Consider the following 26,621-nt stretch of genomic DNA (forward strand, 5'->3'; position numbering starts at 1 on the left):
TATAGTTAATTAAATTTATGATTAAATTTAAGGAGAAGAATACCTTATTATGGGACATTTTAAAATTAATGAAAAAGACCCTCTTTTTATCCTCAAAGACCAGTTGAACTACGGCAGCCTCTGCCGGCTGGAGCGTTATAAGGATTTGGATGAGGAGACGCTGGATATGCTGGTCAGCGAAGCCTTGAAATTCGCCCGAGGGGTGGTGGAACCCCTTCAGGAAATCGGCGAACGATGGGGGGTCCGGCTGGAAGAGGGCCAGGTCCATTGTGCCCCTGAGTTCCGGGAAGCCTTTCGGCTCTATGGAGAAAACGGCTGGACTGCGGCCGTCCGCAGCCCCCGGTACGGCGGTCAGGGATTTCCCCATATGATGCGGATCATCGTCAATGATTTTATGTACGGAGCCGCCCAGTCCTTTAACATGGCCCCCAGTTTGTCCCATGGGGCCGGTCATTTAATAGAGAGTTTTGCCGATGCAGAGCTCAAGGAACGTTATGTCCCCCCTATGTATGGAGGCCGGTGGGGCGGTACCATGTGCCTGACCGAGCCCAATGCCGGCTCCAATCTGGCGGCCCTCCGAACCGTAGCTTATCCGGAAGGAGATCATTATAAGATCAAGGGCACCAAGATATTTATCTCCTGGGGGGATCATGATCTGACGGAAAACATCATCCATCTGGTCCTGGCCCGCATCGATGGGGCTCCCGAAGGGGTCAAAGGGATTTCTCTTTTTGTGGTCCCGAAGGTCCGGGTGAATCCGGATGGCTCCCTGGGGGAGCCTAATGATGTCCTCTGCGCCGGGGTGGAAAGGAAACTGGGTCTGCACGCCTCGCCCACCTGTGTGCTCAATTTCGGTGATAACGATCAATGTGTCGGTTATCTGTGCGGCCAGGCCAACCAGGGATTGGCCCATATGTTCCAGATGATGAATCAGGCCCGGATCAATACCGGCGTCAGCGGTATGGCCCTGGCCAGCACGGCTTATCAGAATGCCCTGGACTATGCCAGGAACCGTATTCAAGGTTCGGATCTGGCCGGCCGCAAAACCGGCTATGTGCCGATCATCGACCACCCGGATGTGCGGCGTATGCTCCTGTGGATGAAGGCCATGGTCGATGGGATGCGGTCTTTGATTTACACCGGGGCCTTTTGGTCGGATCTGGCCCTGGAGCTGCCGGAGGGAGAGGAAAAGAAGCACTACAATGCCCTGCTCGATTTCATCACCCCCATTATAAAGGCCTATTGCTCGGATATGGGATTTCGGGTCTGTGAAACGGCCATTCAGTGTCTGGGTGGATACGGTTTTTGCAAGGAATACCCCCTGGAACAGTATTTAAGGGATGCCAAGATCATGTCCTTGTATGAAGGCACCAACGGCATCCAGGCCATGGACCTGATGGGACGCAAGATGCGGATCAGCCAGGGCGCTCCATTTAAGGCTTTTATGGGGGAATTAACCGATTTTTGTCGAAAAAACCAGGAACACCCGGTTTTGGGGCCGGCCATCCGGGACCTTTCCAGGGTGGTTAAACGATTAGGGGAAGTAGCCGAAGAACTCTCTCGAATGTCCCAATCCGATCCGCTCCATTGGGCCTCGACAACCTATCCGGCCCTTCTTTGTTTCGGCGAAGCCACGGTCGCCTGGCGCTTATTGGATCTGGCCCTTAAGGCCCAGGGCTATTTGGAAAAGGATCCAGGCAATAATTACTATTTGGGCAAGGTGATGCAGGCCACCTATTGGACCGGGGTTACCTTGCCGGAAACTTTGGTGCGTTTGGAGACCTGTTTACGCGAAGGTCGGGAGGTCCTGGAGATTCCAGGGGAGGCCTTTTAGGCACTTCCATATCTGCCAATTTATCTCGCAGAATTTTATAAACGGGTCTTGATATATTGCGATGCAAAGAATCCAGGAGTCGGAATCCAGAATAATGGTATATCTTTTATTGGGGTTGTTAATCATTCTGACTTCTGACTTCTGAATTCTAAAATTTCAAATATCTTTGGTTGGTTTTGTTACAGATATCCCCTGGCCCAGCCCCATAAAAGCCCGAGATATTCATAAAAGGCCCGCTCCGTCTTCATGAGGCTATTGGCCTGGGGTAAAAAGTCGGTAACCGTCAGGGGGTCCCAGACAGCCCGGAAATCCGTCGGGGCGGCGATGGGATGGGCCCCCTCTTTTCTAAACAGGGCCATAGACCTTGTCATATGGCCGGCCGAGGTAACCAGATAAAAGGGATCCGGCCCGAGTTGCTTTTTAAGGATTCGGGCTTCATCCAAGGTATCCCAGGAGGATTCCTCCAAGACCAGACGGGAAGGAGGCAGGCCGAATTGAAGGGCGACTTCCCTCATAATCTGGGCCACGGGGGTTTTTCCGCGACTATTGCCACCGGAGACGATGAGCTTGGCCATGGGCAGGTGACGGCAAAGCCGCAGGCCTTCCAATAACCGTTTTAAGGAGGGATCGTCTAAACGGTCTTCCGGGGTCAATGAGGCCTTTTCCCTGGAGCCGCCTCCTAAAACCACCACCCATTTAATTTTCCGGATCATCGAGGCTTCTTGTACGGGAGTATAGGGTCTTTCTAAAGGCCAGAGCAATAAATCGGCAAAAGGGTCGAAAGAGAAGAGATACAAAAGGATGACACCGGCTAAGAGAAACCTTTTCCCTTTTTTAGGCCACAATAAGCCGATAATCAAAAGTTCGATGATCAGCGACAGGGGGAAAAACAGGCGGGAAACCACTTTTTTCAAGAGGAACATGGTTTTTTATAATCCCAGGTCCTTCTCCAATTTCAAAACCAGCTCTTCCAACTCTTTTTGTTCTTCCGGGTCTAATTTCCCCTCGGCCAGCCTTTTCTTTAAAGCCAACAATTGTTGTGTCTCTCTATATTCGGCACAGGAAACAACCATGATCGGATCCATTCCTAAAAAGTGTCGCTGTAATGTTATGACAAGTCCTCTTTATTCAAAACCCCCTTGTCCAAAAAGAGCCTTTTGTGGGCGGTTTGGGCGGCCCGGGGGTCGTGGGTAACCATAATAATGGTCTTTCCAAAATCGTGATTAAGGCCTTCCATGAGGTTCAGGATTTCTTTGGCCGAGTTTTTATCCAGATCCCCGGTCGGTTCATCGGCCACAATAATCGTCGGGTCGGTAATTACCGCCCGGGCTATAGCCACCCGCTGCTGCTGGCCCCCGGAGAGTTCTTTGGGATAGTGATCCATTCGGTCCGAAAGGCCAACTACCCGAAGGGCTGTTTCTACGTGGTGACGGCGTTCCTGTCGGGACAGAGGGACCAAAAGTAAAGGCAGTTCCACATTTTCATAGGCCGTCAGGACCGGCAGCAGGTTATAGAACTGAAAGATAAAGCCAATGTGCCGGGAGCGCCAACGGGCCAGATCCATTTCGCTCAAGGCCGTAATATCGGTCCCGGCGATTCGGATCATCCCTTGGTCAGCCTGATCAATTCCGGCGATCAGATTCAGCAGGGTGGTTTTCCCTGATCCGGATGGCCCCATAAGGGCCATAAATTCCCCTTCCGGAATGCTCAGGGTAATATCCTGCAGTACCGATATTTGCTGACTGCCCCGATAGTAAGACTTGAAGAGGTTTTTTATTTCGACCAGGGCAGGGGAATCGGTGAGCGGCTCAGTCATGTTTTGGTTACCCGACTATCCTAAACAAATTAAATTGGGACGCAGATTTTCGCCGATACCCGCAGATAACCATCTTAAGCCCTTTATATTGAAAACCTGGTCCATCTGCACGATCGGCCCTCTGCCGATCCGAGTTCATCCGCGTCCAAAATGCAAATTCCTACTTCCGGACCCCCTGGCTCCCGAAATCACAATAGGGCAGCAGGAAACAGACCGGGCATTTGGGCGCCCGGGCCGTGCAAAGACTGCGCCCATGATCGATCAGTTGATGGGAAAAAATAATCCATCTCTCTTTGGGGATCAAGGGCATCAAGGCGAATTCTATTTTGACCGGGTCTTTTTCTTTGGTCAATCCGAGACGCTGGGAGACCCGGCTGACATGGGTATCGACTACGATACCCGGAATCCCGAAGACGTTACCCAGGACGACATTGGCGGTTTTACGACCAATCCCCGGCAAGGCCACCAGCTCCTCCATAGTCCTGGGGACCTCCCCCTGGTGTCTTTTGATCAATTCCCGGCAGCATTCCCGGATATTTTTGGCTTTGTTATGAAAGAATCCGGTGGACCGGATATCCTCTTCAATCTCAGTGACAGGGGCCTGGGCATAATCCCCTGGGGTTTTATATTTCTGGAACAGGGTCCTGGTGACCTCGTTAACCCGTTTGTCCGTACACTGGGCCGACAGGATGGTAGCCACCAAGATCTCCAGGGGCGTTCTAAAATGGAGGGCCGTGTGGGACTGGGGATAGGCCTTATCCAATCCCTTAAGGATCGAAGAGATTTTTTCTTTGAAGGTCATCATAGCCTCCTCTAAAGAATAATAATCTTCCTGATGGCCCGGACGACCTCTTCCGGTTCATCAATCACCTGAATGATATCCATATCCTCCGGAGAGATCAGGCATTCCGGGCAAACCACCTTGCGCATCCAGTCCAATAGCCCCTTCCAGTAATTCCGGTTCACTAAAATAACCGGAAAGGGTTTAATACGTCGGGTTTGAATCAGGGTAATGGCCTCGGTGAATTCGTCGAGGGTCCCGAACCCGCCGGGAAGGATGACATAAGCGACAGCATACTTGACAAACATGACCTTGCGGATAAAAAAATAACGAAAATCCAGCCGGACATTGGCAAAAGGGTTGGGCTTTTGTTCATAAGGCAGTTGAATATTCAGACCGATCGACTTGCCCCCGGCCTCGGCCGCCCCTTTGTTGGCCGCTTCCATGACCCCCGGACCGCCTCCGGAGATGACATTAAATCCACTTTTGACTAATAGACGGGCGATTTCCACCGCCTGGTCGTAGGCCGGATTTCCCGGTTTCACCCGGGCCGAACCGAACATAGAGACCGCCGGATGGATTTGAGACAGGGTTTCAAAACCGTCCACAAACTCGGCCAAAATGCGGAACATCCGCCAGGAGTCTTTAATCGTCAAATCATCAATGACATATTGATGATCGTGATGCTCGGACTTGAATTCCATATTCATATTCTTAAGCCTCGATTAACAAAAGGTCCAACTTTTTCATTGAATTCCCAATCATCTGCTTATATGATTTAGCCCGGACTGTCAAGCTACAAGAAAGGATTTTACCCATGCGTGTAACCTGCTTAGGTGCTACCAGGACCGTAACCGGCTCCTGCTTCCTTCTGGAAAACGCCCACATCCGATTCCTGGTGGATTGCGGGATGTTTCAAGGGGGGAAAGAGATCGAAAAAAGGAACCGTTCTATCACAAAGTACCGGCCCCAGGGGATAAAATACATCCTCCTGACCCATGCCCACATGGATCACTCCGGGCTGATTCCGAAGGCTGTCAAGGAGGGATTTAAGGGCAAGATCCTCTGTACCAAGGCCACCTTCGAACTCTGCCGGATCATGCTGCGGGACAGCGCCCATATTCAGGAAATGGAAGCGGAATGGCAGAACCGGAAGAATATCCGGTCCGGCCAGAAACCGGTGGAACCCTTGTATAATATGGAAGAGGCGGAACGCAGTCTGGCCTTTTTCCAACCCATTGATCCGGGGGAGTGTTTTCCTCTCAGTTCGGAAATCGAAATCTGTTTTCACCGGGCCGGTCATATCCTGGGAGCCTCTTTCCTGGAGATCCGTTTCCAGGAAGGCAGCCAGAAGGGCAGGGTGATCTTTTCCGGGGATATCGGGCGCCAGGAGGCCATGATCGTCCCTGATCCGGATATTGTGGAAGAGGCCGATTTTCTATTTGTGGAATCCACTTACGGCAATCGTCCCCACAAGTCTTTGGAAGAAAGCAAGTCCGAACTCCTGGCCGCCATCCAGAAGGGGATCCGATCCGGGGAAAAGATAATCATCCCGGCCTTTGCCATTGAGCGGACCCAGGAGATTCTCTATGTACTCCATGAATTTCGAAGACAGGGGAAGATACCCTCTATCCCGGTCTTCGTGGACAGTCCCCTGGCCATATCGGCTACGGAAATTTTTAAAAATAATCCGGAATATTTTGATGAGGAGATGACCCAACTGATTGCCCAGGGAGAAAACCCTCTCGAATTGCCGGAGTTGAAGTATACCCGGACGGCCGAAGAGTCTATGGCCATCAACCGGCAGCCCGGGACGGCTATTATCATCGCCGCCAGCGGCATGTGTAATGCCGGGAGGATTAAACATCACCTGAAACATAATTTATGGCGGTCCGGGGCCCAGATCGTCATCACCGGCTTCCAGGCCGAAGGGACCTTGGGGCGGGCCATTGTAGAAGGGGCCAAAAAGGTTCGTATCTTCCAGGAAGATGTGGCCGTCCGGGCCGAGATACACACCATCAACGGCTTTTCGGCCCATGCCGATCAAAAGGAGTTAATGGCTTGGATCGGTCATTTTAAAAATCCGAATCTGATGGTCTTTATTATCCATGGTGAGGAATCGACCAGCCTGGCCCTGGCCCAGAACATTGAGAAGACTTTTCCTTTTCAAGTGCAGGTCCCCCACTGGCTGGAAACCATCACCCTCCTCGCGCCCAGGAAGAAGGCTTTGGAGTTGATCCCGGAGGCCGAAGAAATCCTATCCCTGTTGGCCGCAACGGAGGGCCGCTGGCAAGGGCTTAAGGGCTATTTGAAGGAAACGGGTGTCCTGAAAAAAGAAAAAGTCGAGGGGATTAAGACCTTCCTGGAAAAGACCCGGAACGATCTGGAAGAATTAATGAAAGAATAAACGTCCCCGGGCCGGGGCTTGTTCTGATTCGGGATTGGCCTGTTTTTTTGGCGGCATTGAACACCTTAAATCAGATCCCTTAAAGGGGCCTTTTTTGAAACCTACGTGGCCCAAAGTCTCCAGGGGATACTGTTGGCCGGGTGACTCGGAAGCCAGGCTTTACTTCTGGAATGTCCAAGGACGGCATGAAGTGGTTTGCCGCATAAAAAACTTGACAGACGTTTCTTGTTGGAAGAAAATTAGAGGATGAAAAAAGAAGAAACCAAAATAGATAGTATTGATAAGAGGATAGAACAATTCTTTGAGGGCCTCAAAGAACTTAGAGAAGCTCAGAAAAGGACCGACGAGCAGTTAGCCCGTACCCGTATTTGAAGAAATCATAAATGCAATCAAACTTAAAAGCGTGTAGGGTGGGTGGAACGCAGTGCAACCCACCAATAAAATAAACAGGTACAGCAATGTAGAAAAGAGAGTCAGGTGGCTGTATAATAAAGCTATTGACTTCATTAAAGAATTTTAATAGCATGGGCAAAATAAAAATAACGATTGGCCATTTGAAGAATTTTTATAAATAGCCTTGGCAATTAAGAAAGTAAAAACAAATCCTTTTTGTCTTTAGTCGGGAGGTATTATGCCCCAAATAAAAATCAATTATAAAGATGAGATCCTTAAAGAATTAAGCGACATTTCCGCCGAAAAGGCTAAGCAGGTATTGGAATTTCTTTGCTTTATTAAACATAAAGAAGCATTAGACCGGATAGACCCCACTCAACTCTACTTTTTTACCCCCAAATGGCAAAGGCTGGAGAAAGAAGCTGAAGCAGACCTATGTGCGGGAAGAGTTTCTAAAACCTATTCGGCAAGTGAGATGGATGATTTTTTTTCGGATCTCAAAAAGGCAAAGAAAAAAGTCCAATAGATGAAAAAAATAAACCGAGCCAAGACATTTGATGCCCTATTTTTAAAACTTCCAGCACACATACAGAAAAAGACTGAAAAGGCGATAACGCTATTGATGCAGAATATGTTTCATCCCTCATTGCATTTGAAAAAGATTGGAGGGGTTAAGGACATCTGGGAAGCCAGGGTTGATTATCGCTACCGGTTTTCCTTAACCATCAAGAGGGACGTCATAACTCTAAGAGTTATTGGAAATCATGATGAAGTTTTAAAGAACCCTTAGCATTTCTCCATCCCAATCCCGAAGGCGGGGTAAAAGAGAAAGAAGGCCCCCCAGTTTAAAAACACTTTGTTTTATTTAAGGCTTTGTAGCTTTGTAGGGTGGGTGGAGTGAAACGCAACCCACCATTCCATCCATAACCAAATATTTGTGCAAAGGTCACAAGCTTTTGTGCAAATATTCATTCTTCCTTCTCGCTTCATCATACCTAACCATATAAAATAATAAGATAATTTATTTTATTTCGCATAGCATGGTTTTTGCAATAACAAAATTTATTTTTCATTTTCACGATGGTCCATTTTTGCCAAATGTGACATTGTTATACGGCTGGCCCGAACGGGGCTAATAATATAACGGGAGTGGTATAAAAATCCCGTCAATTTGGTTTTTAGTAGCAAGTAGTGGAACGAAGTGTAACCCACCAATAAAATAAATAGGTACAGCATGGTGGGTATGTGAAACCCAAAGAAACCCACCAAAAACACATGAGACGATTTTGATTTTGACGGTCCAGTTTGAACCGTGGCAGGTTTATCTGCCGGGCTTTTCGAATCTTTTTATTTTTTTATATAAGGAATCCACTGTTTCTGATTCAAATAATTCTTCCTTAATCTTTAGATAATCACCTGCCCCTTGGCGCCAGGCACTTAGAAAACGAGCAGTCTTCGAAGTGCCCAGGTGTTTCCTTAATACCGCTTCGCCTTCTTGTAATATTTTTTGCTCACTGGTAATCCCTATATTCATCTTACTACCCCCTTGTTATCTTGAAAATAAATTCAATCGGATTAATTACCACCATTTTTTCCGCTTTGTATCGTTTCAGGATCAGATCATCACACGTCAAGAAGAAATTTACCATGCCTGATTCAGCACAAGCCAAGTGTAAAGAATCAATAGGTTTAAATCCCTGGTTCTCTAATTCTTGAGCCTTCTTCCTTATATCCGAATTTAGAAAAATATTTTTACGGGATAAGGCCATACAACCTGTAACCCAATCTCGACGCTCTGGAAAAGGATTCTTACTATTTTCAAATGCAACGACAGAAGAAGTGACAAGAGAGATTTTTTTGGTCTCAATCAACTGCAATATGATTGTGAAGGCCATAGTTTCCAGCCAAATTCTGGGTTGAATTTGATCATCAAAAGGGCGATTTAAAACACTGAGGTCTAAGTATATCTTCATACAATTGATCCCTTACGGAATTTAGTTTATTTTATTTCCTTTAATATCACAACCATATTCCCATCGTCATCCCGAAACCCATCTCGTTCCATCTGTACCCTTGATTTTTTAAGTTGGGTCAAAAAGGCCGCCTCGTTTTCCTTTTTCAAGGTCAAAGTTACCTGGATTTCCCGGTCTTGGGAGAGGCTTCGGATTATTCGGCCATCGTATTTTTTTATGAGATTTTCAAGGGTTGACAGCGTCTTATCTAAATCCCTGGTCGGGATAATGATCGGGTGTTTGGCTGTAGTCTCAGAAAATTCCATTTGAAAACTTTTAGGAGTCATTTCTGTTTTTGAAGGTTTTGTCAAGGTTATGTCTTTATATACGGTTAGGGCGATGAGAATGACGGCTGTAGCCGCTAATCCTTCGAGAGGCTATTTGATATAGGGAACCTGAAACCATTCCCTAAGACGCGGCCATAAAGGTTTTGACGGTAAAGGGATACGTTGGGCTCTCTTAAGCACCTCTGTTTGGAAACCGGGAGAAAGGGGAGGGGGCTGGACAGCATTCAAAGCCATTATGGTGTGCACTATTCTTTCCCTGGCCTGCCGGCAGTTTTGACATTCCTGAAGGTGCCTTTCGACAGAAGTCATAGTGTCCCCTTTCACCTTACCGGTAACCAAATCATAAAGCAGATTTTTTACCTCGTTACAATCCATCTCAGTGTTCCCCCCTTAAGGATTGTAAGGTCCGGGCTAATTTTTCCAGGGTCCGGTAAAAATTGGTCTTGGCTGTGTTTTCAGGAATTCCCAACCTGACGGCAATTTGCTGAAAGGTTAATTCCTGGTAATGTTTTAGAATCACGATTTCTTTTTCGGCTTCATCGAGTTTGTCCAAGGCTTTTTTTACCTGATCAATGATTTCTTTTTGCCCTGCGATCTCTTCCGGGGAACCGGGATTAAATATGTTGATTGGGGTGGTCTCGTTCGATTCGTACTCCGGGAGCGGATCTCCTTCTCTGATCTTGTGTGTAATCATGTCATTACAACAATTGAGGGCAATGGTTTTAAGGAATCCGAAATATTTTTTACCGTCCCGCAAACTTCTAATTGCCGCAAGGGACCGGACAAAGGCCTCCTGGGCGGCGTCTTCGGCCTCGGCCTGATTCCATAATTTGAAGTAGGCCAGCTTGTAAATATCTTGTTGATATTTTGTGACTAATTGGGCGAATGCTTCCCGCTCTCCTTTTTTCAGCAGGCTTACCAGCCGGGCATCCTCCTCCCAGCTTTCCTCTGAAAATTTGACGGTCCCAAGGATAAGACTGCAGAAGGCTATAAAAGTTTCAGGAGAGGGCATAAAAAATGGTTTCTCCATGGGAGATAAGTTTACTGCCTGTGGGGAAGTGGGAGCAGGAGCAGGTTTCAAACCTGCTCCCGCCTCCTGAACTTGCTTCCGCTATTTCCACTATTGCTTGTATTATTTGCCTTTCTGCCGGAGCAGGTTTGCAACCTGCTCCCAATATTGCCGGACAGGGTTCGGACCTGTCCAAAATTACGGGTTCAAGACCCAAAGGAATGGGTTCAATGGGTTCAATTTGCAAAATTGAACCCGCAGGGCAAAATTGAATCTGCAGGAGCGGGCTCAATAAGAAAATTGGATGCAAGAACTTAACGATGTAAAATATAAGAAAAAAATCATATCCAAAGGCAATTGTCAACATTTATTATCCCTGCTCTTCTTCCAATTTTTTGGCAGGAGCAGGTTGGAACCTTGACAAACTCACAAAAAGTCGTCATTCCCGCGCAGGTGGAAACCCATGTCAGACGTAACAGGTTATAAACACTGGATTCCCGCCTGCGCGGGAATGACGTAATGCGTGTTTGGCGACTTTTTACATGTTCATCAACCTTGGAGGAAGCAGGTTTCAAATCTGTCTAAAAATACGGGTTCAATTTGCAAAATTGAACCCGCTGGGACCCGCTGGGAGGCAAAATTGAATCCATTGGAGAGAGCGTATAAAAAGGAGGAAGCCATGGGGCTTGACTTTTAAACGGCTTTTTACTAAGGTTATGAAAAATTAGAGTTAAGGCTGCAAGGGGTGCCGGGAGATCGGCTGAGAAGAAAGACCCTTAAAACCTGATCCGGACAATACCGGCGGAGGGATGTGGCTCAAGATAAGGTCTCCAAATTTAAGCCGCTATCTCTGCCCGGGATAGCGGCTTTTTTAATTGTGGCAGTGGTTGACTCGGGATTGTTAAATCCCATAATAAAAGGAGGTTTTTGATATGAAACTCGATGAAGTGACTATTTCCCGGCTTATTGTTCAATCCTATCATGAGAAATTGCTTTCGCTGTTAGAGGTGGATGTGGCCATGGTCGGAGCAGGACCGGCTAATATGACTGCCGGGTATTATCTCGGCAAAGCCGGGTATAAAGCAGTTCTATTTGAATCCAAACTGGCACCTGGCGGCGGTATGTGGGGCGGGGGCATGATGTTCAATGAAGCCGTACTCCAGGATGACGCCCTTCCCATAGCCCAGGAAATGGGGATCAGACTGAAGGCCCGAGGGAACGGCTACTTCACCTTTGACAGCGTGGAGGCGGCTTCCTGCCTGAGTTACCGGTGCATTCAGGCCGGCAGCGTGATCATGAATTGTGTAAAGGTTGAAGATGTCAGTTTCAAGGAGGTGAACGGAATCAAACGCATTTGCGGTCTGGTGATCAACTGGTCACCGGTAAAAAGTCTTGATCTGCATGTTGATCCCCTGAGCATTCAGGCCTCTTATGTGGTAGACGGGACAGGCCATCCGGCAGAAATTACTTCGCTGATTACCAGAAAAATGGGGGTCCGCCTGAATAACAGCACCGGCCAGGTCATCGGAGAGCTTCCGCTTTGGGCCCAGGAAGGCGAGTCCTTCACCGTGGCCAATACCAATGAGGTTTATCCCGGATTATTTGTCACCGGTATGGCGGCCAATAATGCTTACGGCGGACCGCGTATGGGCCCCATCTTCGGGGGCATGCTCCTTTCCGGAAAAAAAGCCGCTGAAATGATTGTCGAACGGATGAAGAAGGAGTAAAATTTAAAAACTTTTTAGACTTGTTAATCCTGTCAGAAAAAAATTTAGGCCTTGAAGTCGGGAAAGGGTTCTGATAAAGATTCATCAACCGAAAACTTATCATCCGTATCAGACAGCCCCTTGAAAAAAATTGCCTCCATTGACATTGGTTCCAATACCTTACGCCTTTTGATCGCATGGGAAAGCGGGGTGGGATTTCGTCCCCTGTACCGGGAGCGGGAGATTGTCCGGTTGGGAAGGCATTTTTATCAGCACCGGCTTCTTTCTTCCCAGGCCATGGAAGATGCCGTAACTGTTTTAAAACGTTTTAAGAATAAGGTCGATGCGGAAGGTGTAACCGAAATCCTGGCCGTCGGTACAGGGGTATTGCGGGAAGCGGAAAATATTTCCTTTTTTTTAAAAAGGATTGAAGAGGAAACCGGGCTGCCGCTGCGGATTATCTCCGGGATCGAAGAGGCCCGCATTATGGCCCGGGGGGTCCTTTCCGTTTTTCCATCACGGCCCGGGAAAACCATAATTTTCGATTCCGGCGGAGGAAGTACCGAATTTGTCTTTATGGACGATGGACAATTGACCGAAAGGATCAGTCTGCCTTTGGGGGTGGTGCTCTTGACGGAACAATTCCTCCGGTCTGATCCCCCAGGCCAACAAGAAATACAATCCCTGAAAGGCCACTGTCGAAATATTTTAAAGAAAAATCTAAAAAAAAATGATAACATAAACACTTTAATCGGAACGGCGGGAACGGTGACCACGCTGACCGCCATGATGACCAAACTCGAGACGTATGATCCGGATCGGATCAACGGGACGGTACTGACCAGGCAGGGTCTTAAGTCCTTATCCGAAGATATTGCGCCCCTGTCTATTGACCAAAGAGTTAAATGGATCGGTTTGGAACCGGGAAGGGCTGATATCATTATCGCCGGGCTTTTATTAGTCCTGGAAATCATGGATCATTTTTCAAGGGAAGCCCTTCTGGTCAGCGATGCGGGGTTGTTGGAAGGGCTGATCCTTTAAAATACAGTTCGGAGTTAAGAGTTCGGAGTTCGGGGCCGGGAAAACAGGTTTTCACTCCGAACTAATTACTCCGAACCCCAAACCGGCCCCTTAGCCTCTGATTTTCTTTGAAAGGAGTACAAATGACCACAGCGGCAAATCCCATCCGGGACGGGTTGACTTTCGATGATCTTTTGCTTGAACCGGCTTATTCCATGGTACTGCCCAGGGAGGTCAGCGTCCAGACCAGACTGACCCAGTCCATTCAGTTGAATATGCCCATTGTCAGTGCAGCTATGGACACGGTCACCGAATCCCAGACCGCCATCAGTATGGCCCGCGAGGGTGGGATCGGCATTATCCATAAAAATATGGGGATCAAAAACCAGGCCACGGAAGTTGAAAAGGTCAAAAAATCGGAAAGCGGGATGATTGTCGATCCGGTGACTATGGGACCGGACAAAAGGGTCCACGATGTACTGACGGTCATGGAAAAATACCGCATCTCCGGGGTACCCATCGTAGAAGGCCAAAAATTGATCGGGATCGTCACCAACCGGGACTTGCGTTTTGAAACCAACCTCAAAAAAAAGGTTTCCGAAGTCATGACCAAGGACAACCTGGTTACGGCCAAGGTGGGTATTACCCTGGAAGAATCCAAAGCCCTGCTGCATAAAAACAGGATTGAGAAATTATTGGTAGTCGATCATCAGGGCAATCTGAAAGGACTGATCACCATCAAAGATATTGAAAAAATTAAAAAATTTCCTCTGGCTTCCAAGGACAATCTGGGCCGTTTGAGGGTCGGAGCCGCGGTCGGAGTCGGGCCGAATCGCTGGGAGCAGATCGAGGCCTTACTGCGGGCGGAAGTGGACGTTATTGTTTTTGATGTGGCCCATGGCCACTCCAAAAACGTGATCGAAGCCGTTCAGGAAACCAAAAAGAAGTATCCGGAACTTCAGGTCATCGCCGGCAATGTGGGTACGGCTGAAGGGGCCGAGGCCCTGATCAAGGCCGGAGCTGACGGGATTAAAATCGGCATAGGGCCGGGTTCCATCTGCACCACCCGGATTGTGGCCGGCGTAGGGGTCCCACAGATTACGGCCATTACAGACTGTGCCCGGGTGGCCAGGAAATACAAGATCCCCCTTATTGCCGATGGCGGGATCAAGTTCTCCGGGGATATCACCAAGGCCCTGGCAGCCGGAGCCGATTCGGTCATGATCGGCGGTCTCTTTGCCGGTACGGAAGAAAGCCCCGGAGAAACCATCCTGTATCAGGGCCGGACCTATAAAGTTTATCGTGGAATGGGCTCCATCGAGGCCATGAAACAGGGGAGCAGCGATCGTTATGGCCAGGACGATTATGAAACCGATTCCAAACTGGTCCCCGAGGGCATTGTGGGCCGGGTCCCTTATCGGGGCCCCCTGGCGGACACGATTTATCAATTGGTGGGCGGCTTGAAATCAGGGATGGGTTATGCCGGCTGTCGGACCCTCAAGGAACTCAAAACCAAGGCCCGTTTTATCCGCATCACCCCGGCCGGACTCAGGGAATCCCATGTCCATGATGTCATCATTACCAAGGAGGCGCCGAATTACCGGCTGGAATAAAAAAGGCGTTCGTCGTTCAGCGTTCGGTGTTCGGAGCAGGAAGTGGAGAGATGGATCAGGAAATAGTTCGGAGTGATTAGTTCGGAGTTCGGAGCGAGGAATTGAGAGATGGACGAGGAGAAGTTTGATTTTGAGAGCTTGATCGTTTACCAGAAATCATTGGAATATTATGATTTTATTTATGCGATCACGAAACGATTTCCTAAAATAGAAATTTTTTCTTTAACGGATCAATTCCGCCGAGCCTCATCTTCCATATGTTTCAATATCGCTGAAGGTAGTGGTGGAAGCAAATTGGAATTTAAACATTTTCTCAAGATTGCCAGAAGGTCAGCAAGAGAATGCATTGCCATCACGGAAGTTTCCTTTCGGCAACAATATATTACTCAGGAAGAAAAAAATAGATCCAGAAAATATTGCTTGGAACTTTCAAAGATGTTAAATGGGTTGATAAAATCCATCAAATAAAAACTCCGAACAAGAATTATTTTCGAAAAGGGTTTTACTCTGAACTAAATCCGTCCGAAGGCGGAAAGATTGCTCCGAACTCCGAACTCAAAACTGAATTCGCCGAACGCCGAACGCTTAACGACGAACGTTCAATGAGGTACCCATGGACATTCACAGTCAAAAAGTTCTGATCCTGGATTTTGGCTCCCAGACGACCCAGCTCATTGCCCGCCGGGTTCGGGAAGCCAAGGTCTATTGCGAGATCCATCCCTTTAACTGGCCCCTTAAAGAAATCAAGGCTTTTGCCCCCAAGGGAATTATCCTTTCAGGAAGCCCGGCCAGCGTTTATGATCCCCAGGCACCCTTGGCAGACCCGAAAATTCTGGATTTAGGCATCCCGGTATTAGGGATCTGTTATGGTATGCAATGGCTCACCCATCAACTGAAAGGCCGGGTGGGCCGATCGGCCAAAAGAGAATACGGCCGGGTGGAACTTACCTTTCTGGATTTTCAGGACCTCTTCCATGGACTCGACAAGGAAGGAAACAAAGAAGAGCAGATCGTCTGGATGAGTCATGGAGACCGGATTGAGCGGCTGCCCAAAAATTTTACCTCCCTGGCCCAAAGCACAAATGCTCCGGTAGCGGCCATGGGTAACCAGGACCGGACCGTCTTCGGGGTCCAGTTCCACCCTGAAGTGGTTCATACCCCGGCCGGGCATCGTATTATAGAGAACTTCCTTTTTAAAATCTGCCGTCTGAAACCCCTGTGGACCCCCAGTTCTTTTATCAGACATACCCTGGCGGCCATACAAGAACAGGTGGGAAAAGAGAAGGTCCTCTGTGCCCTGTCCGGCGGGGTGGATTCCTCGGTCGTGGCCATCCTGTTGCATCAGGCCATTGGAAAGCAATTGACCTGTATCTTTGTTAATAACGGGGTGTTGCGCAGCCAGGAAGCCGAAAAAGTGGTAAAAATTTTCCGGGGTCATTATCATATCCCTCTGGTTTATGTAGATGCCTCAGCCCATTTTCTGAACCGCTTAAAAGGGATCATCGACCCGGAGAAGAAACGAACCATTATCGGCCATGCTTTTATTCGCATCTTCGAGGCCGAAGCCAAAAAGATCGGGCCGGTACGCTTCCTGGCCCAGGGTACTCTCTATCCGGATGTGATTGAGTCGGTTTCTTTTAAAGGCCCTTCAGCTACGATCAAGACCCACCATAATGTAGGCGGCCTTCCAGCCCGCATGAAATTAAAATTGATCGAACCCCTGCGGGAATTATTTAAGGATGAAGTCCGTGAAGTGGGCCGTAACCTGGGGCTGCCCGAGGAGATTGTCAGCCGGCAACCTTTCCCCGGTCCGGGGCTGGCCATCCGTATCTTAGGGGAGGTGTCCGAGGATCGTTTGGCTATCCTCCGCCAGGCCGATACCATTGTCTGGGAAGAGATGAGGAAGGCGGATTTGTATACCAGGGTCTGGCAGTCTTTCGCCGTTCTGCTGCCGATCAAAACCGTCGGCGTTATGGGGGACGAGCGGACCTATGAACATGTCATCGCCCTCAGGATCGTCGACAGTCTGGATGCCATGACGGCGGACTGGAGCCGGGTCCCCTACGCCCTATTAGGCCATATATCCAACCGGATCATCAATGAGGTCAAGGGGGTCAACCGGGTCGTCTTTGATATCTCTTCCAAGCCCCCCAGTACGATTGAGTGGGAATGATAGCCATAGTTCGGAGTTCGGAGTATTTAGTTCGGAGTAAAACCCAGTGCTCCGAACTCTAAACTCCGAACTAAAATAGTCGAACACTTAAGAGCAGACTTGCTTAACTTGGACTTTTAACTTGTAACTTTTAACGGTTCTTATGCCCCACGCCCCTTTTGTACACCTTCATCTCCATACCCAGTACAGCCTGCTGGACGGGGAGATCCGGCTCAAGGCCTTATTTGAAAAGGCCCAGGCCTTCAAACTGCCGGCCATTACCATGACCGATCATGGCAACCTCTTCGGTATGGTGGAGTTTTATAAACAGGCCCAAAAACATGGGCTAAAACCCATCATCGGCTGCGAGGTCTATATCGCCCCGGGGAGCCGTTGGGATAAGGACCCCCAACTCCATAAGGAAAATGCCTTCCACCTGGTCCTGCTTTGCAAGAACGAAAAAGGCTATCGCAACCTGGTCAAACTGGTCACCCAGGCCTATTTTGAGGGTTTTTATTATAAACCCAGGATCGACCGGGAGCTTCTGAAGGAGCATCATAAGGGGTTAATCGCCCTGTCGGCCTGTCTGCATGGAGAGATCCCCTACGCTTTACTCAACAAGGACTATGACCGGGCTCTGAAGATCACCCGTGAAATGGCCGAAATCTTTGATCAGGACCGTTTTTTTCTGGAACTGCAAAAAAACGACATCCCGGAACAGGAGGTCGTCAACAAGGGTTTGTTGGAAATCCACCGTCAATTGGGCATCCCTATCGTAGCCACTAATGATTGCCATTATCTGACTCAGGAAGAGGCCAAGGCCCACGATGTTTTGCTTTGTATCCAGACCGGAAAGACGGTAGACGATCCCAACCGGTTGCGCTTTTCCACGAATCAACTTTATTTCAAGTCCCCGGAAGAGATGGCCGGGCTCTTTGCCGATCTGCCGGAGGCCTTAGAAAATACCTTGCACATCGCCGATCGGTGCAATCTCGAATTGACCTTCGGCCATTCCCATCTCCCCCGTTATGCCCTGCCGCCGGAAGAGACTATGGACAGCCGTCTCAAAAATGAGGCGCGGGCCGGTCTCGAAGAGCGGCTGGCCGTCAGGGAACAACTGGATCCTTCCTTCCCGCCTTCCCGTTATAAAGACTACCGGGACCGCCTGGAAAAAGAACTGACGGTCATCACCTCGACCGGGTTTTCCGGCTATTTCCTGGTCGTTTCCGATTATGTGCGTTTTGCCAAAGAAAAAGGGATCCCGGTCGGGCCGGGCCGGGGTTCCGGGGCCGGGAGTCTGGTGGCCTACGCCTTAAAGATTACGGATATCGATCCTCTGGATTATGGGTTGATCTTTGAGCGGTTCCTGAACGTGGAACGGAAAGAACTGCCCGATATCGATGTTGATTTTTGTGTGGAACGCCGGGACGAGGTTCTAAAATATATCGCCGAAAAATACGGCCAGGAATATGTGGCCCAGATCATCACCTTTGGGAAGATGCAGGCCCGGGCCGTCATCCGGGACGTGGGCCGGGCCTTGAATATCCCTTACGGCGAAGTGGATAAGATCGCCAAACTGATCCCGACCGTATTGAACATTACCTTGAGCGAGGCCCTGGAAATGGAACCCCGGCTCAAGGAACTTAAAGAGTCCGATCCGACCATCAAAGAATTACTGACTATCGCCGAAGCTCTGGAAGGCCTGCCCCGTCATGCCTCCACCCATGCCGCCGGGGTGATTATTTCCCCTCATCCGATAACCGAATCCGTACCCTTATATAAAGGGCCCAAGGGAGAAACCCTGACCCAGTATGAAATGAAATCGGTCCAGGAAATGGGATTAATCAAGTTTGACCTCCTGGGCCTGAACAACCTGACCATCATCCAGTATGCCTTAAAAACCATCGAACGGACCCATGGCCAATTGATTGATCTGACCCGGATCCCTCTCGATGATCAGGCTACTTATGAACTTCTGGCCCGGGGGGATACCACCGGTGTCTTTCAGTTGGAAAGCTCGGGCATGAAAGACCTGTTGGTCAGGATGAAGCCCCGAAATTTTGAGGACCTCATTGCCCTCAATGCCCTTTACCGGCCAGGGCCTTTGAAAAGCGGCATGGTCGATGATTATGTCAGGAGAAAACACGGGGAAGTGCCGGTGGAGTATCCCCATCCCCTATTGGAAGGGGTCTTGAAAGAAACCATGGGGATCATCGTTTACCAGGAACAGGTCATGCAGATCGGTGCTTTACTGGCCGACTATTCCATGGGAGAGGCCGATACCTTACGCAAGGCCATGGGCAAAAAAAATCCCGAGGTCATGGCCCAGCAACGGTCCCGCTTTCTGGAAGGGACCAAAAAGAAACGGATCGATCAGAAAAAGGCCGATGACATTTTCGACAAAATGGAAACCTTCGGCGGTTACGGGTTCAATAAGTCTCACAGTGCCGCCTATGCCCTGATCACCTACCAGACCGCTTATCTGAAGGCCCATTATCCACTGGATTTTATGGTCGCCCTGATGACCAGCAAAATGGGTAATTCGGCGGAAGTAACCAAGTGTATCGCTGAATGCCGGGAAAAGGGGATCGTCGTCCTGCCGCCGGATGTGAACAAGAGTCACCTGGATTTTACGGTGGTGGAAGACAAAATCCGTTTCGGGCTGGCGGCGGTAAAAAATGTCGGGGCCGGGGCCATCGAGTCCATCCTGGAGGCCAGGAACAAAGGGGGGGAATTTACCTCTCTGATCGATTTTTGCCGTCGGGTGGATCTGCGCCGGGTGAACCGAAGGGTGGCCGAGAGTCTGATTAAGTGCGGGGCCTTTGATTCCCTGGGGGTGGCCCGTTCCCGTCTGATGGCCTTTTTGCCCGAAGCCCTGGACATCGGACAACAACGACAAAAAGAAGAGTCTGAAAACCAGTTCAGTCTTTTTTCCATGGGAGGAAATTCGGGATTAACCCGGCCCGATATCGATCCCCCTTTAGTCGAGGAATGGCGGGAGAGCCAAAAACTCTCTTTTGAAAAGGAAATTTTGGGTTTCTATATTACCGGTCATCCTTTGACCCGCTATACGGAAAGCCTCCAGGACCTGAAAACCGTGGACATTCAATCCCTGTCCGAATTAGAAGATAAAGAAACCGTGCGACTGGCCGGCATGGTAGCGGCTTTAAAAGAGATCAACAGTAAAAAAGGGGAGCGGATGGCCTTTGCCACGATTGAGGACCTGACCGGCTCTTGTGAAGTCATCATTTTCTCGGATATTTTTCGAAAATGTTCCCAGGTGTTAAAAGAAGAAGGGCCTTTATGGGTCACCGGTATCACGACCAGGGATGAAAAAGGGATTAAAATCATTGGCAATGACATACTCCCCCTGGCCGAGGCCGAAGAAAAAATGGCCCAGCAAGCCCTTCTCAAGATTCCGGTAGACGGTCTGACCCGGGATCAAATCCTGGAGTTGCGTGATTTTTTAAAAGGGCATGCCGGCACCTGCCCGGTCCAGATTTGGGCCTGTCTTCCCGATAACAGCCAGGTCCTGCTGAATCTTCCGGAAACCGAAAATATCCGGCCCTCGGCCAGACTAAGAAGAGAAATAAAAGGACTCTCCTGCCACCCGGTCTTGGAAGTGGTGTATGGATAAAGAAAGGTCCAAGGTGTAAGATTATACGGTTTTCTTTGGACCTTTATGTTTTCCTTGGACCTTGGACCTTTCTTTATGATTCCATATCAGGAACGGTTTTACCGCAGCAAAATTCATACTCCGGATTGGGTCTCTTTCACCGTTCAGGTCAAGGAAACCGATCTCTGGATACGGGCCAGGAAAGACCTTTCCACCGAAGGATATGACCGGGTCTATCGATACCGCCATGTGCTGGAAACCTATATCCGCCAGCACCCTGAATTCAAAGAGACCCTCCAGCCCCTGGCCCTGGATCCCTTAGCCCCGCCCATTGTCCAGGCCATGCTCCAAGCCGGGCGGGCGGCCGGGGTCGGCCCTATGGCTTCCGTGGCCGGGGCCATGGCGGCGTTTGTCGGGCAGGATCTGTTGGCCTTTTCTCCTGATCTTATCATTGAAAACGGGGGGGATTTATTTATCGCCAGCACCGAACCCTTGACGATCGGGATCTATGCCGGGGATTCTCCTATGAGCCAACGCCTCGGGATCCGTTTGGCTCCTTCCCCAAACCCGGTGGGACTCTGTACTTCGTCGGGGACGGTAGGGCATTCCTTAAGTTTCGGTCGGGCCGATGCCGTTACCATCTTCTCCCCATCGGCAATCCTGGCCGATGCCTTGGCTACGGCGGTGGGTAACCGGGTCCGGACCAAAGACGATATTCAACCGGCCCTGGAATGGGTGCAAAAGATTCCGGAGGTGCAAGGGGTTTTAATCATTGTCGGTAAGCAGATCGGGGTTTGGGGGGAAATGGAATTGGTGGCCATATAAAAAGGCTCAAGGCTCAGGGCTTAGGGCTTAAGGATTATTGAGTGTATGCCTATTGCCTTTGACCCCGTTGTTGTTTATGATAAAAACTGAAAAAACCAAAAGCGGAAAAATTGAGGAGGTCAAGACATGGAAACATCCATTGTAAAAATTTGGGCCCGGGAGATTTTAGATTCCAGAGGCAATCCTACCGTGGAAGTGGATATTTTTTTAGAATGTGGTGCCTGGGGCCGGGCTGCGGTGCCCTCCGGGGCTTCTACCGGTATCCATGAGGCCATCGAACTGCGGGATGGCGATAAATCGCGTTATGGTGCCAAAGGGGTTCTTCGGGCTGTTGATCACGTCAATCAGGAGATTGCCGAACGCCTCATGGGTTGGGATGTCCTGGATCAATCCGGCCTGGATCAAAGGATGCTCGATCTGGACGGCACGCCGAACAAGAGCAAGTTGGGGGCCAATGCCCTGTTAGGCGTCAGTCTGGCGGCGGCCCGGGCGGCTGCCGAGGCCGTCGGTCTTCCTCTCTATCGCTACCTGGGGGGCGTTTCGGCCAGGACGTTGCCGGTCCCCTGCTTTAATATTTTAAATGGCGGCGCCCACGCCAATTGGCAGGGGACCGATCTTCAGGAATTTATGATCGCCCCCGTGGGGGCGCCCAATTTCCGGGAGGCCCTGCGCTGGGGAAGCGAGATTTATCAGGCCCTGAAAGGGGTACTCAAGAACAAGGGCTATTCCACCGGCGTCGGGGATGAAGGCGGTTTTGCTCCGGCCTTGAAAACCAATGCCGAAGCCATCGAGGTCATTTTACAGGCCGTTGAAAAGGCCGGCTACCGGCCCGGAGAGCAGATCGGTCTTTCCCTCGACCCGGCCTCCAGCAGTATTTATGAAGACGGATTTTACAATCTGCGCACCGAAAAACGCAAGGTCCCGGCGGCCCAGATGGTTGAGCTCTATGCCGATTGGGTTAAAAAATATCCTATCGTTTCCATAGAAGACGGCCTGGCCGAGGATGATTGGGAAGGTTGGAAACTGCTCAACCAAACCCTGGGACAGCAAATCGAATTGATCGGGGACGACCTGTTTGTGACCAATGTTAAGCGGATCGAACGGGGTATTGCCGAAAAGGCGGCCAATGCCGTTCTTATCAAACTCAATCAAATAGGCACCTTAAGCGAGACCGTCTCAGCCATTGAAATGGCCCGGAAGGCCGGCTGGGGGGCCATGGTTTCCCACCGCAGCGGCGAGACCATCGACAGCTTTATTGCTGATTTTACCGTGGCTATGGGCACCGGACATCTCAAGACCGGGGCCCCCTGCCGGGGAGAACGGGTGGAAAAATACAATCAACTCTTGCGCATCGAGGAAGAATTGGGGGAAGCCGCCGTCTATGCCGGCAGGAAAGCCTTTGTACGGTAAGCCGGTTAGATTTTTCATTATCTTTTCTATTTTTTGACGTCTCCTTATTAAAAATACTTGACAAAGATCTGTGAATTATGTCAAAAAATGTATTTTGTTTCTAATCACCGGTAGAAGTTAAGGAAAAAAAGATGATTGAAGTTAGATTTCATGGTCGGGGCGGGCAGGGAGCCGTAACCTCAGCCGAATTAATAGCCCTGGCGGCTATCGATGAAGGGCAGTATGCCCAGGCCTTTCCCAGTTTTGGACCGGAACGCCGAGGGGCTCCAGTAGTGGCCTTTCTCCGGGTCAGCCAAGAGCCTATCCGCATCCGATCCAAGGTCTATCACCCGGATATTGTAGTAGTACTCGATCCAACCCTTTTGGATATCGTGGATGTTTCCGCCGGGCTGAAACCCAAAGGGATCCTGGTCATCAATACGGCCAAGACCTTGGAACAGGTCAAAAAAGATTATGGGTTCAAAGGCCGGTTGGCGATTGTGGATGCCGGTAAGATCGCCATGGAAGAGATGAAGGTCCCGATTACCAATACGACGATGTTGGGGGCTTTGATCCGGGCAGCCGGAATCACCCGATTGGAATCCATGACCAATCCCCTGGCCGCCCGCTTTGGGAAGATCGCCGAACGAAACAAGAAGGCCATGCAACGGGCCTTTGACGAAACAAAGATCAAGGAGTAATTATCGTGGCTAAAGTCGATGCCCTTCACCCCTGGAAAGAAGTCCCCTTGGGGTGCGTTATAAAGGAAGCCGGCAATGCCCGGCGGTTTAAGACCGGAGACTGGCGTTCTAAGGAACGGCCGGTGACCGATCGGGAAAAATGTATTAAATGCGGGGAATGTTGGATCTATTGCCCGGATATAGCTTATAGCCTGAGAGCAGACGGTTATTATGACTGGAACAGCGATTACTGCAAGGGCTGTGGAATATGCGCCCGGGAATGTCCCAAAGAAGCCATCCAGATGATTGCGGAGGAAAAATAACTATGGCCAATCGAAAAGGCATGGAAGTTTCCATTGCCGTCAGTGAAGCGGTTAAGTTGGCCAATGTGGATGTCATCTCGGCCTATCCCATCACCCCTCAGACCCATATTGTGGAGCATCTCTCCGAGTTGGTGGCCGACGGAGAACTCCAGGCGGCCTTTGTCCCCGTTGAATCGGAACATTCGGCCTTGAGTGCGGCCATAGGGGCCGCAGCCGTCGGTTCCCGGGCCTATACGGCCACCAGTTCCCAGGGGCTGGCCCTGATGCACGAGATCATGTTCATTGCTTCCAGCATCCGGATACCGCTGGTCATGACCGTGGTCAACCGGGCCATCTCGGCTCCCATCAATATCTGGAACGACTTGAGCGATATTATGGCTGAACGGGATTGCGGCTGGGTCCAACTGTTTGCCATCAACGGCCAGGAGGCTGTGGACCTGACCCTTCAGGCCTTCAAGATTGCCGAAGACCCCCGGGTCTTGCTGCCGGTGGCGGTCAACCTGGACGGCTTTATTTTGAGCCATGTCATTGAACCGGTGGAAATGCCCGATCAGGAAACCGTGGACCGCTTTTTACCGGTCTTTAAACCAACCTTGCGACTCCATCCGGACGAGCCCATCTCCATCGGGGCCTTTGGAAGTCCGGACGTCTTTACGGAGGTCAAAAAACAGGTCGAGGAAGCCTTGATCGGCTCCCGGAAAGTAGCGACCGAGGTTTGGAAGGATTTCGGGACCCTCTTCGGACGGACCTATAAACCGATTGAATCCTATAAGGTCAAAGGGGCTGAAACCCTGCTGGTGACCATGGGCAGCATCACCGAAACGGCCATGACGGCCGTCGACAGCCTGCGCGAAAAAGGACAAAAGGTCGGGCTGATTCATATCCGCCTCTGGAGGCCCTTTCCCTTTAAAGAATTTTTTCAAGCCATCCGTGAGGCCAAAGTGTTGGCTATAGTGGACCGGGCCCTGGTCCCCGGCGGGGCAGGCGGCCCGGTAGGCCTGGAAATCAAGTCCGCCCTTTTCGGGAAAAAGGAACGGCCCTATGTGGCCGGATTTGTCGCCGGTCTGGGAGGCCGGGATTTGACCGTCGAAGTCTTTGCCGAAATGGTGGAAAAGGCCGGCCGATATGCCCAAATGCAAAAAGAAATGCCTTACGAAATGATCGGGGTGAGAGAGAAATGATTGCCGAAGACTTGAAGGATTTCAAAAAATTTATGCCCAAGACCCTGCCCCAGGAAGAACCATTGGTTTCCGGACACCGGGCCTGTCAGGGATGCGGAGAGGTTTTAGCCTTGCGTATGGTGGCCAAAGCCATCGGCAGTCCGATGGTTGTGGTCAGCGCCACCGGGTGTATGGAGATCATCTCCTCCCCCTATCCCCAAACCGCCTGGGCCGTGCCCTGGATCCATGTGGCCTTTGAAAATGCCGCAGCCGTAGCTTCCGGAGTAGAGGCGGGGTTGAAAACCCTGATGTCCAAAGGCCGGATCCCTGAGAAAAAGATTACCGTGGTGGCCTTTGCCGGAGACGGCGGGACGGCCGATATCGGTCTTCAGTCCCTTTCCGGGGCCTTGGAACGGGGCCATGATTTTGTCTATGTCTGTCTGGATAACGAAGCCTACATGAATACTGGTATTCAGCGTTCCAGTTCCACCCCCTTCGGGGCCATGACCACGACTTCCCCGGCCGGGAAAATTACGGCCGGGCAAACGACCTGGAAGAAGAACCTCCCGGCCATTATGGCCGCCCATAATATTCCCTATGTGGCCACGGCCTCACCGGCTTATCAACTGGACCTGATGAACAAGGCCAAAAAAGCGGCCCTGATCAAAGGCCCGGCCTATCTCCACATCTATTCGCCCTGTCCTACGGGCTGGCGCCACGGAACGGATCTGGCCATAGTGGTCAGCCGCCTGGTGGTCGAAACCAACATCATGCCCTTGTTTGAAGTCATGGAAGGAAGATATGTCGTTCGTAAAAACACCAAGCCCAAACCGGTGGAAGAATATCTGAAAACGCAGCGGCGCTTCAGCCACCTGACCCCGGATTTGATCCAGATCATCCAGAAGCGGGTCGACGCGGAATATGAAAAACTGCTTAAATTAGAGGCCTGTACCCAGGAGCCGGAGATCAAAGCGGAAGTAAAATAAGAAGAGGTTGAAAAAGAAGAGATTTTAAGGTATATTTTGTATTATGGGTTGGGGATTATTTTTTTATTAATTCCACAATCCGAAATCCGAAATCCGCATTGGTAATCATTCCCCGGTAGCTCAGTCGGTAGAGCGGGTGGCTGTTAACCACTTGGTCGGCGGTTCGAGTCCGTCCCGGGGAGCCAGACATTAAAGAGGCCTGAAAAATTCGGGCCTTTTTTATTATGAGGCAAGATGCTAAGTAATTGGTTTGTCTATCTTTGTGATAGAAATGGGCAGATCTATACCGGGATAACAACCGATTTAAGCCATAGGATGAAACAACACAAAGCCATACTTTTACATAGTGAAGTATTTGGAGATAAATACTCGGCTGCTTTAAGGGAACGGCAGATTAAAGGATGGACAAGGCAAAAAAAATTGGAATTGATAAAAAGGTGAGCTTGCCCTGAACGATAGTGAAGGGAGTCCGTCCCGGGAAGCCAGAAAATAAAAAGGCCCATTGCTTAAACAGGATGGGCCTTTTTTATGAGGTCCCTCTTGTCCTGTTGGGTTTACATTCTTCAGGAATGAAAAGAAAAAGCAACCCTCTTCAGAGGGCAAGAGGCGGGG

The 26,621-nt window shown here is 50.0% G+C and carries 28 protein-coding genes, 1 tRNA gene and 1 riboswitch; of the genes, 18 read left to right on the top strand and 11 right to left on the bottom strand.

The window, feature by feature from the left end:
* Positions 1-49: 49 nt before the first annotated feature.
* Positions 50-1,834 (top strand): acyl-CoA dehydrogenase, encoded by a 1,785-nt coding sequence (locus tag HY879_08945; protein ID MBI5603472.1) that lies wholly within the window; start codon positions 50-52, stop codon positions 1,832-1,834.
* 179 nt (positions 1,835-2,013) lie between these two features.
* Here the strand turns inward: HY879_08945 and HY879_08950 are convergent, their stop codons facing one another.
* The 5 genes from HY879_08950 to HY879_08970 form a co-directional block, all read right to left on the bottom strand.
* Positions 2,014-2,757: a YdcF family protein gene (locus tag HY879_08950; GenBank protein ID MBI5603473.1), complete on the bottom strand. Its 744-nt coding sequence runs from the start codon at positions 2,755-2,757 to the stop codon at positions 2,014-2,016.
* 6 nt (positions 2,758-2,763) lie between these two features.
* A complete protein-coding gene (locus HY879_08955; protein MBI5603474.1) occupies positions 2,764-2,907 on the bottom strand; it encodes a hypothetical protein in 144 nt (47 codons plus the stop codon).
* Between the two features lie 35 nt (positions 2,908-2,942).
* Entirely contained in the window at positions 2,943-3,650 is a 708-nt protein-coding gene (locus tag HY879_08960) for an ABC transporter ATP-binding protein (protein MBI5603475.1), read from the bottom strand.
* A gap of 160 nt (positions 3,651-3,810) precedes the next feature.
* Positions 3,811-4,455: an endonuclease III gene (nth, locus tag HY879_08965; GenBank protein ID MBI5603476.1), complete on the bottom strand. Its 645-nt coding sequence runs from the start codon at positions 4,453-4,455 to the stop codon at positions 3,811-3,813.
* Positions 4,456-4,463: 8 nt separating this feature from the next.
* Positions 4,464-5,135, bottom strand: coding sequence for a TIGR00730 family Rossman fold protein (locus HY879_08970; GenBank protein MBI5603477.1), 672 nt, complete (start codon positions 5,133-5,135; stop codon positions 4,464-4,466).
* 113 nt (positions 5,136-5,248) lie between these two features.
* Between HY879_08970 and HY879_08975 the strand changes: the two genes are divergently transcribed.
* The 3 genes from HY879_08975 to HY879_08985 all read left to right on the top strand — a co-directional run bounded on the left by HY879_08975 (position 5,249) and on the right by HY879_08985 (position 8,021).
* Positions 5,249-6,838: an MBL fold metallo-hydrolase gene (locus tag HY879_08975; GenBank protein ID MBI5603478.1), complete on the top strand. Its 1,590-nt coding sequence runs from the start codon at positions 5,249-5,251 to the stop codon at positions 6,836-6,838.
* A gap of 631 nt (positions 6,839-7,469) precedes the next feature.
* Positions 7,470-7,757, top strand: coding sequence for a hypothetical protein (locus tag HY879_08980; GenBank protein ID MBI5603479.1), 288 nt, complete (start codon positions 7,470-7,472; stop codon positions 7,755-7,757).
* Positions 7,758-8,021 (top strand): hypothetical protein, encoded by a 264-nt coding sequence (locus HY879_08985; GenBank protein MBI5603480.1) that lies wholly within the window; start codon positions 7,758-7,760, stop codon positions 8,019-8,021.
* Between the two features lie 531 nt (positions 8,022-8,552).
* Here the strand turns inward: HY879_08985 and HY879_08990 are convergent.
* The 6 genes from HY879_08990 to HY879_09015 form a co-directional block, all read right to left on the bottom strand.
* Entirely contained in the window at positions 8,553-8,765 is a 213-nt protein-coding gene (locus HY879_08990; protein MBI5603481.1) for a hypothetical protein, read from the bottom strand.
* 4 nt (positions 8,766-8,769) lie between these two features.
* Positions 8,770-9,204, bottom strand: a complete 435-nt coding sequence (locus HY879_08995) for a PIN domain-containing protein (protein MBI5603482.1) — start codon at positions 9,202-9,204, stop codon at positions 8,770-8,772.
* Positions 9,205-9,230: 26 nt separating this feature from the next.
* A complete protein-coding gene (locus tag HY879_09000) occupies positions 9,231-9,509 on the bottom strand; it encodes a hypothetical protein (protein ID MBI5603483.1) in 279 nt (92 codons plus the stop codon).
* A 111-nt stretch (positions 9,510-9,620) separates the two neighbouring features.
* Positions 9,621-9,905: a zf-HC2 domain-containing protein gene (locus HY879_09005; protein MBI5603484.1), complete on the bottom strand. Its 285-nt coding sequence runs from the start codon at positions 9,903-9,905 to the stop codon at positions 9,621-9,623.
* A 1-nt stretch (position 9,906) separates the two neighbouring features.
* Entirely contained in the window at positions 9,907-10,542 is a 636-nt protein-coding gene (locus HY879_09010) for a sigma-70 family RNA polymerase sigma factor (protein MBI5603485.1), read from the bottom strand.
* A complete protein-coding gene (locus HY879_09015) occupies positions 10,529-10,906 on the bottom strand; it encodes a hypothetical protein (GenBank protein ID MBI5603486.1) in 378 nt (125 codons plus the stop codon). The genes HY879_09010 and HY879_09015 overlap by 14 nt, the downstream gene beginning before the upstream one ends.
* A gap of 364 nt (positions 10,907-11,270) precedes the next feature.
* Positions 11,271-11,366, top strand: a riboswitch (TPP riboswitch).
* Between the two features lie 105 nt (positions 11,367-11,471).
* Here HY879_09015 and HY879_09020 point away from each other — a divergent pair.
* The 14 genes from HY879_09020 (at position 11,472) to HY879_09085 (ending at position 26,450) form a co-directional block, all read left to right on the top strand.
* Positions 11,472-12,266, top strand: a complete 795-nt coding sequence (locus HY879_09020) for a thiazole biosynthesis protein (protein MBI5603487.1) — start codon at positions 11,472-11,474, stop codon at positions 12,264-12,266.
* Positions 12,267-12,386: 120 nt separating this feature from the next.
* Positions 12,387-13,286, top strand: coding sequence for a Ppx/GppA family phosphatase (locus tag HY879_09025; protein MBI5603488.1), 900 nt, complete (start codon positions 12,387-12,389; stop codon positions 13,284-13,286).
* 122 nt (positions 13,287-13,408) lie between these two features.
* Positions 13,409-14,878 (top strand): IMP dehydrogenase, encoded by a 1,470-nt coding sequence (gene guaB / locus HY879_09030; GenBank protein MBI5603489.1) that lies wholly within the window; start codon positions 13,409-13,411, stop codon positions 14,876-14,878.
* A 108-nt stretch (positions 14,879-14,986) separates the two neighbouring features.
* Entirely contained in the window at positions 14,987-15,346 is a 360-nt protein-coding gene (locus tag HY879_09035) for a four helix bundle protein (protein ID MBI5603490.1), read from the top strand.
* A gap of 145 nt (positions 15,347-15,491) precedes the next feature.
* Positions 15,492-17,051, top strand: coding sequence for a glutamine-hydrolyzing GMP synthase (gene guaA, locus HY879_09040; protein MBI5603491.1), 1,560 nt, complete (start codon positions 15,492-15,494; stop codon positions 17,049-17,051).
* Positions 17,052-17,193: 142 nt separating this feature from the next.
* The gene (gene dnaE / locus HY879_09045) at positions 17,194-20,667 is read left to right on the top strand and encodes a DNA polymerase III subunit alpha (protein ID MBI5603492.1); all 3,474 of its coding nucleotides are present in this window, start codon (positions 17,194-17,196) and stop codon (positions 20,665-20,667) included.
* Positions 20,668-20,742: 75 nt separating this feature from the next.
* Positions 20,743-21,471 carry a UPF0280 family protein gene (locus HY879_09050; protein MBI5603493.1) on the top strand — a complete coding sequence of 243 codons (729 nt, stop codon included), beginning with the start codon at positions 20,743-20,745 and terminating at the stop codon, positions 21,469-21,471.
* Positions 21,472-21,597: 126 nt separating this feature from the next.
* Positions 21,598-22,881, top strand: coding sequence for a phosphopyruvate hydratase (gene eno / locus HY879_09055; protein ID MBI5603494.1), 1,284 nt, complete (start codon positions 21,598-21,600; stop codon positions 22,879-22,881).
* A 131-nt stretch (positions 22,882-23,012) separates the two neighbouring features.
* Positions 23,013-23,561 (top strand): pyruvate ferredoxin oxidoreductase subunit gamma, encoded by a 549-nt coding sequence (locus tag HY879_09060; GenBank protein ID MBI5603495.1) that lies wholly within the window; start codon positions 23,013-23,015, stop codon positions 23,559-23,561.
* A gap of 2 nt (positions 23,562-23,563) precedes the next feature.
* Positions 23,564-23,863 carry a 4Fe-4S binding protein gene (locus tag HY879_09065; GenBank protein ID MBI5603496.1) on the top strand — a complete coding sequence of 100 codons (300 nt, stop codon included), beginning with the start codon at positions 23,564-23,566 and terminating at the stop codon, positions 23,861-23,863.
* Between the two features lie 2 nt (positions 23,864-23,865).
* Entirely contained in the window at positions 23,866-25,044 is a 1,179-nt protein-coding gene (gene porA / locus HY879_09070) for a pyruvate ferredoxin oxidoreductase (protein ID MBI5603497.1), read from the top strand.
* On the top strand, positions 25,041-26,009 hold the full coding sequence (locus HY879_09075) for a pyruvate synthase subunit beta (protein MBI5603498.1): 969 nt from the start codon (positions 25,041-25,043) through the stop codon (positions 26,007-26,009). The genes porA and HY879_09075 overlap by 4 nt, the downstream gene beginning before the upstream one ends.
* A gap of 109 nt (positions 26,010-26,118) precedes the next feature.
* Positions 26,119-26,194, top strand: a tRNA-Asn gene (locus HY879_09080).
* 49 nt (positions 26,195-26,243) lie between these two features.
* A complete protein-coding gene (locus tag HY879_09085; GenBank protein MBI5603499.1) occupies positions 26,244-26,450 on the top strand; it encodes a GIY-YIG nuclease family protein in 207 nt (68 codons plus the stop codon).
* The last annotated feature ends 171 nt before the right edge of the window (positions 26,451-26,621 follow it).

Source organism: Deltaproteobacteria bacterium (assembly GCA_016219225.1).
Classification (GTDB): domain Bacteria; phylum Desulfobacterota; class RBG-13-43-22; order RBG-13-43-22; family RBG-13-43-22; genus RBG-13-43-22.

What these genes read in the sequence shown, in the direction of transcription:
- HY879_08945 (MBI5603472.1), top strand. Translation starts at nt 50, where the DNA reads ATGGGACATTTTAAAATTAATGAAAAAGACCCTCTTTTTATCCTCAAA.
- HY879_08950 (MBI5603473.1), bottom strand. Translation starts at nt 2,757, where the DNA reads ATGTTCCTCTTGAAAAAAGTGGTTTCCCGCCTGTTTTTCCCCCTGTCG.
- HY879_08955 (MBI5603474.1), bottom strand. Translation starts at nt 2,907, where the DNA reads ATGGTTGTTTCCTGTGCCGAATATAGAGAGACACAACAATTGTTGGCT.
- HY879_08960 (MBI5603475.1), bottom strand. Translation starts at nt 3,650, where the DNA reads ATGACTGAGCCGCTCACCGATTCCCCTGCCCTGGTCGAAATAAAAAAC.
- nth (MBI5603476.1), bottom strand. Translation starts at nt 4,455, where the DNA reads ATGATGACCTTCAAAGAAAAAATCTCTTCGATCCTTAAGGGATTGGAT.
- HY879_08970 (MBI5603477.1), bottom strand. Translation starts at nt 5,135, where the DNA reads ATGGAATTCAAGTCCGAGCATCACGATCATCAATATGTCATTGATGAT.
- HY879_08975 (MBI5603478.1), top strand. Translation starts at nt 5,249, where the DNA reads ATGCGTGTAACCTGCTTAGGTGCTACCAGGACCGTAACCGGCTCCTGC.
- HY879_08980 (MBI5603479.1), top strand. Translation starts at nt 7,470, where the DNA reads ATGCCCCAAATAAAAATCAATTATAAAGATGAGATCCTTAAAGAATTA.
- HY879_08985 (MBI5603480.1), top strand. Translation starts at nt 7,758, where the DNA reads ATGAAAAAAATAAACCGAGCCAAGACATTTGATGCCCTATTTTTAAAA.
- HY879_08990 (MBI5603481.1), bottom strand. Translation starts at nt 8,765, where the DNA reads ATGAATATAGGGATTACCAGTGAGCAAAAAATATTACAAGAAGGCGAA.
- HY879_08995 (MBI5603482.1), bottom strand. Translation starts at nt 9,204, where the DNA reads ATGAAGATATACTTAGACCTCAGTGTTTTAAATCGCCCTTTTGATGAT.
- HY879_09000 (MBI5603483.1), bottom strand. Translation starts at nt 9,509, where the DNA reads ATGGAATTTTCTGAGACTACAGCCAAACACCCGATCATTATCCCGACC.
- HY879_09005 (MBI5603484.1), bottom strand. Translation starts at nt 9,905, where the DNA reads ATGGATTGTAACGAGGTAAAAAATCTGCTTTATGATTTGGTTACCGGT.
- HY879_09010 (MBI5603485.1), bottom strand. Translation starts at nt 10,542, where the DNA reads ATGCCCTCTCCTGAAACTTTTATAGCCTTCTGCAGTCTTATCCTTGGG.
- HY879_09015 (MBI5603486.1), bottom strand. Translation starts at nt 10,906, where the DNA reads ATGTTGACAATTGCCTTTGGATATGATTTTTTTCTTATATTTTACATC.
- HY879_09020 (MBI5603487.1), top strand. Translation starts at nt 11,472, where the DNA reads ATGAAACTCGATGAAGTGACTATTTCCCGGCTTATTGTTCAATCCTAT.
- guaB (MBI5603489.1), top strand. Translation starts at nt 13,409, where the DNA reads ATGACCACAGCGGCAAATCCCATCCGGGACGGGTTGACTTTCGATGAT.
- HY879_09035 (MBI5603490.1), top strand. Translation starts at nt 14,987, where the DNA reads ATGGACGAGGAGAAGTTTGATTTTGAGAGCTTGATCGTTTACCAGAAA.
- guaA (MBI5603491.1), top strand. Translation starts at nt 15,492, where the DNA reads ATGGACATTCACAGTCAAAAAGTTCTGATCCTGGATTTTGGCTCCCAG.
- dnaE (MBI5603492.1), top strand. Translation starts at nt 17,194, where the DNA reads ATGCCCCACGCCCCTTTTGTACACCTTCATCTCCATACCCAGTACAGC.
- HY879_09050 (MBI5603493.1), top strand. Translation starts at nt 20,743, where the DNA reads ATGATTCCATATCAGGAACGGTTTTACCGCAGCAAAATTCATACTCCG.
- eno (MBI5603494.1), top strand. Translation starts at nt 21,598, where the DNA reads ATGGAAACATCCATTGTAAAAATTTGGGCCCGGGAGATTTTAGATTCC.
- HY879_09060 (MBI5603495.1), top strand. Translation starts at nt 23,013, where the DNA reads ATGATTGAAGTTAGATTTCATGGTCGGGGCGGGCAGGGAGCCGTAACC.
- porA (MBI5603497.1), top strand. Translation starts at nt 23,866, where the DNA reads ATGGCCAATCGAAAAGGCATGGAAGTTTCCATTGCCGTCAGTGAAGCG.
- HY879_09075 (MBI5603498.1), top strand. Translation starts at nt 25,041, where the DNA reads ATGATTGCCGAAGACTTGAAGGATTTCAAAAAATTTATGCCCAAGACC.
- HY879_09085 (MBI5603499.1), top strand. Translation starts at nt 26,244, where the DNA reads ATGCTAAGTAATTGGTTTGTCTATCTTTGTGATAGAAATGGGCAGATC.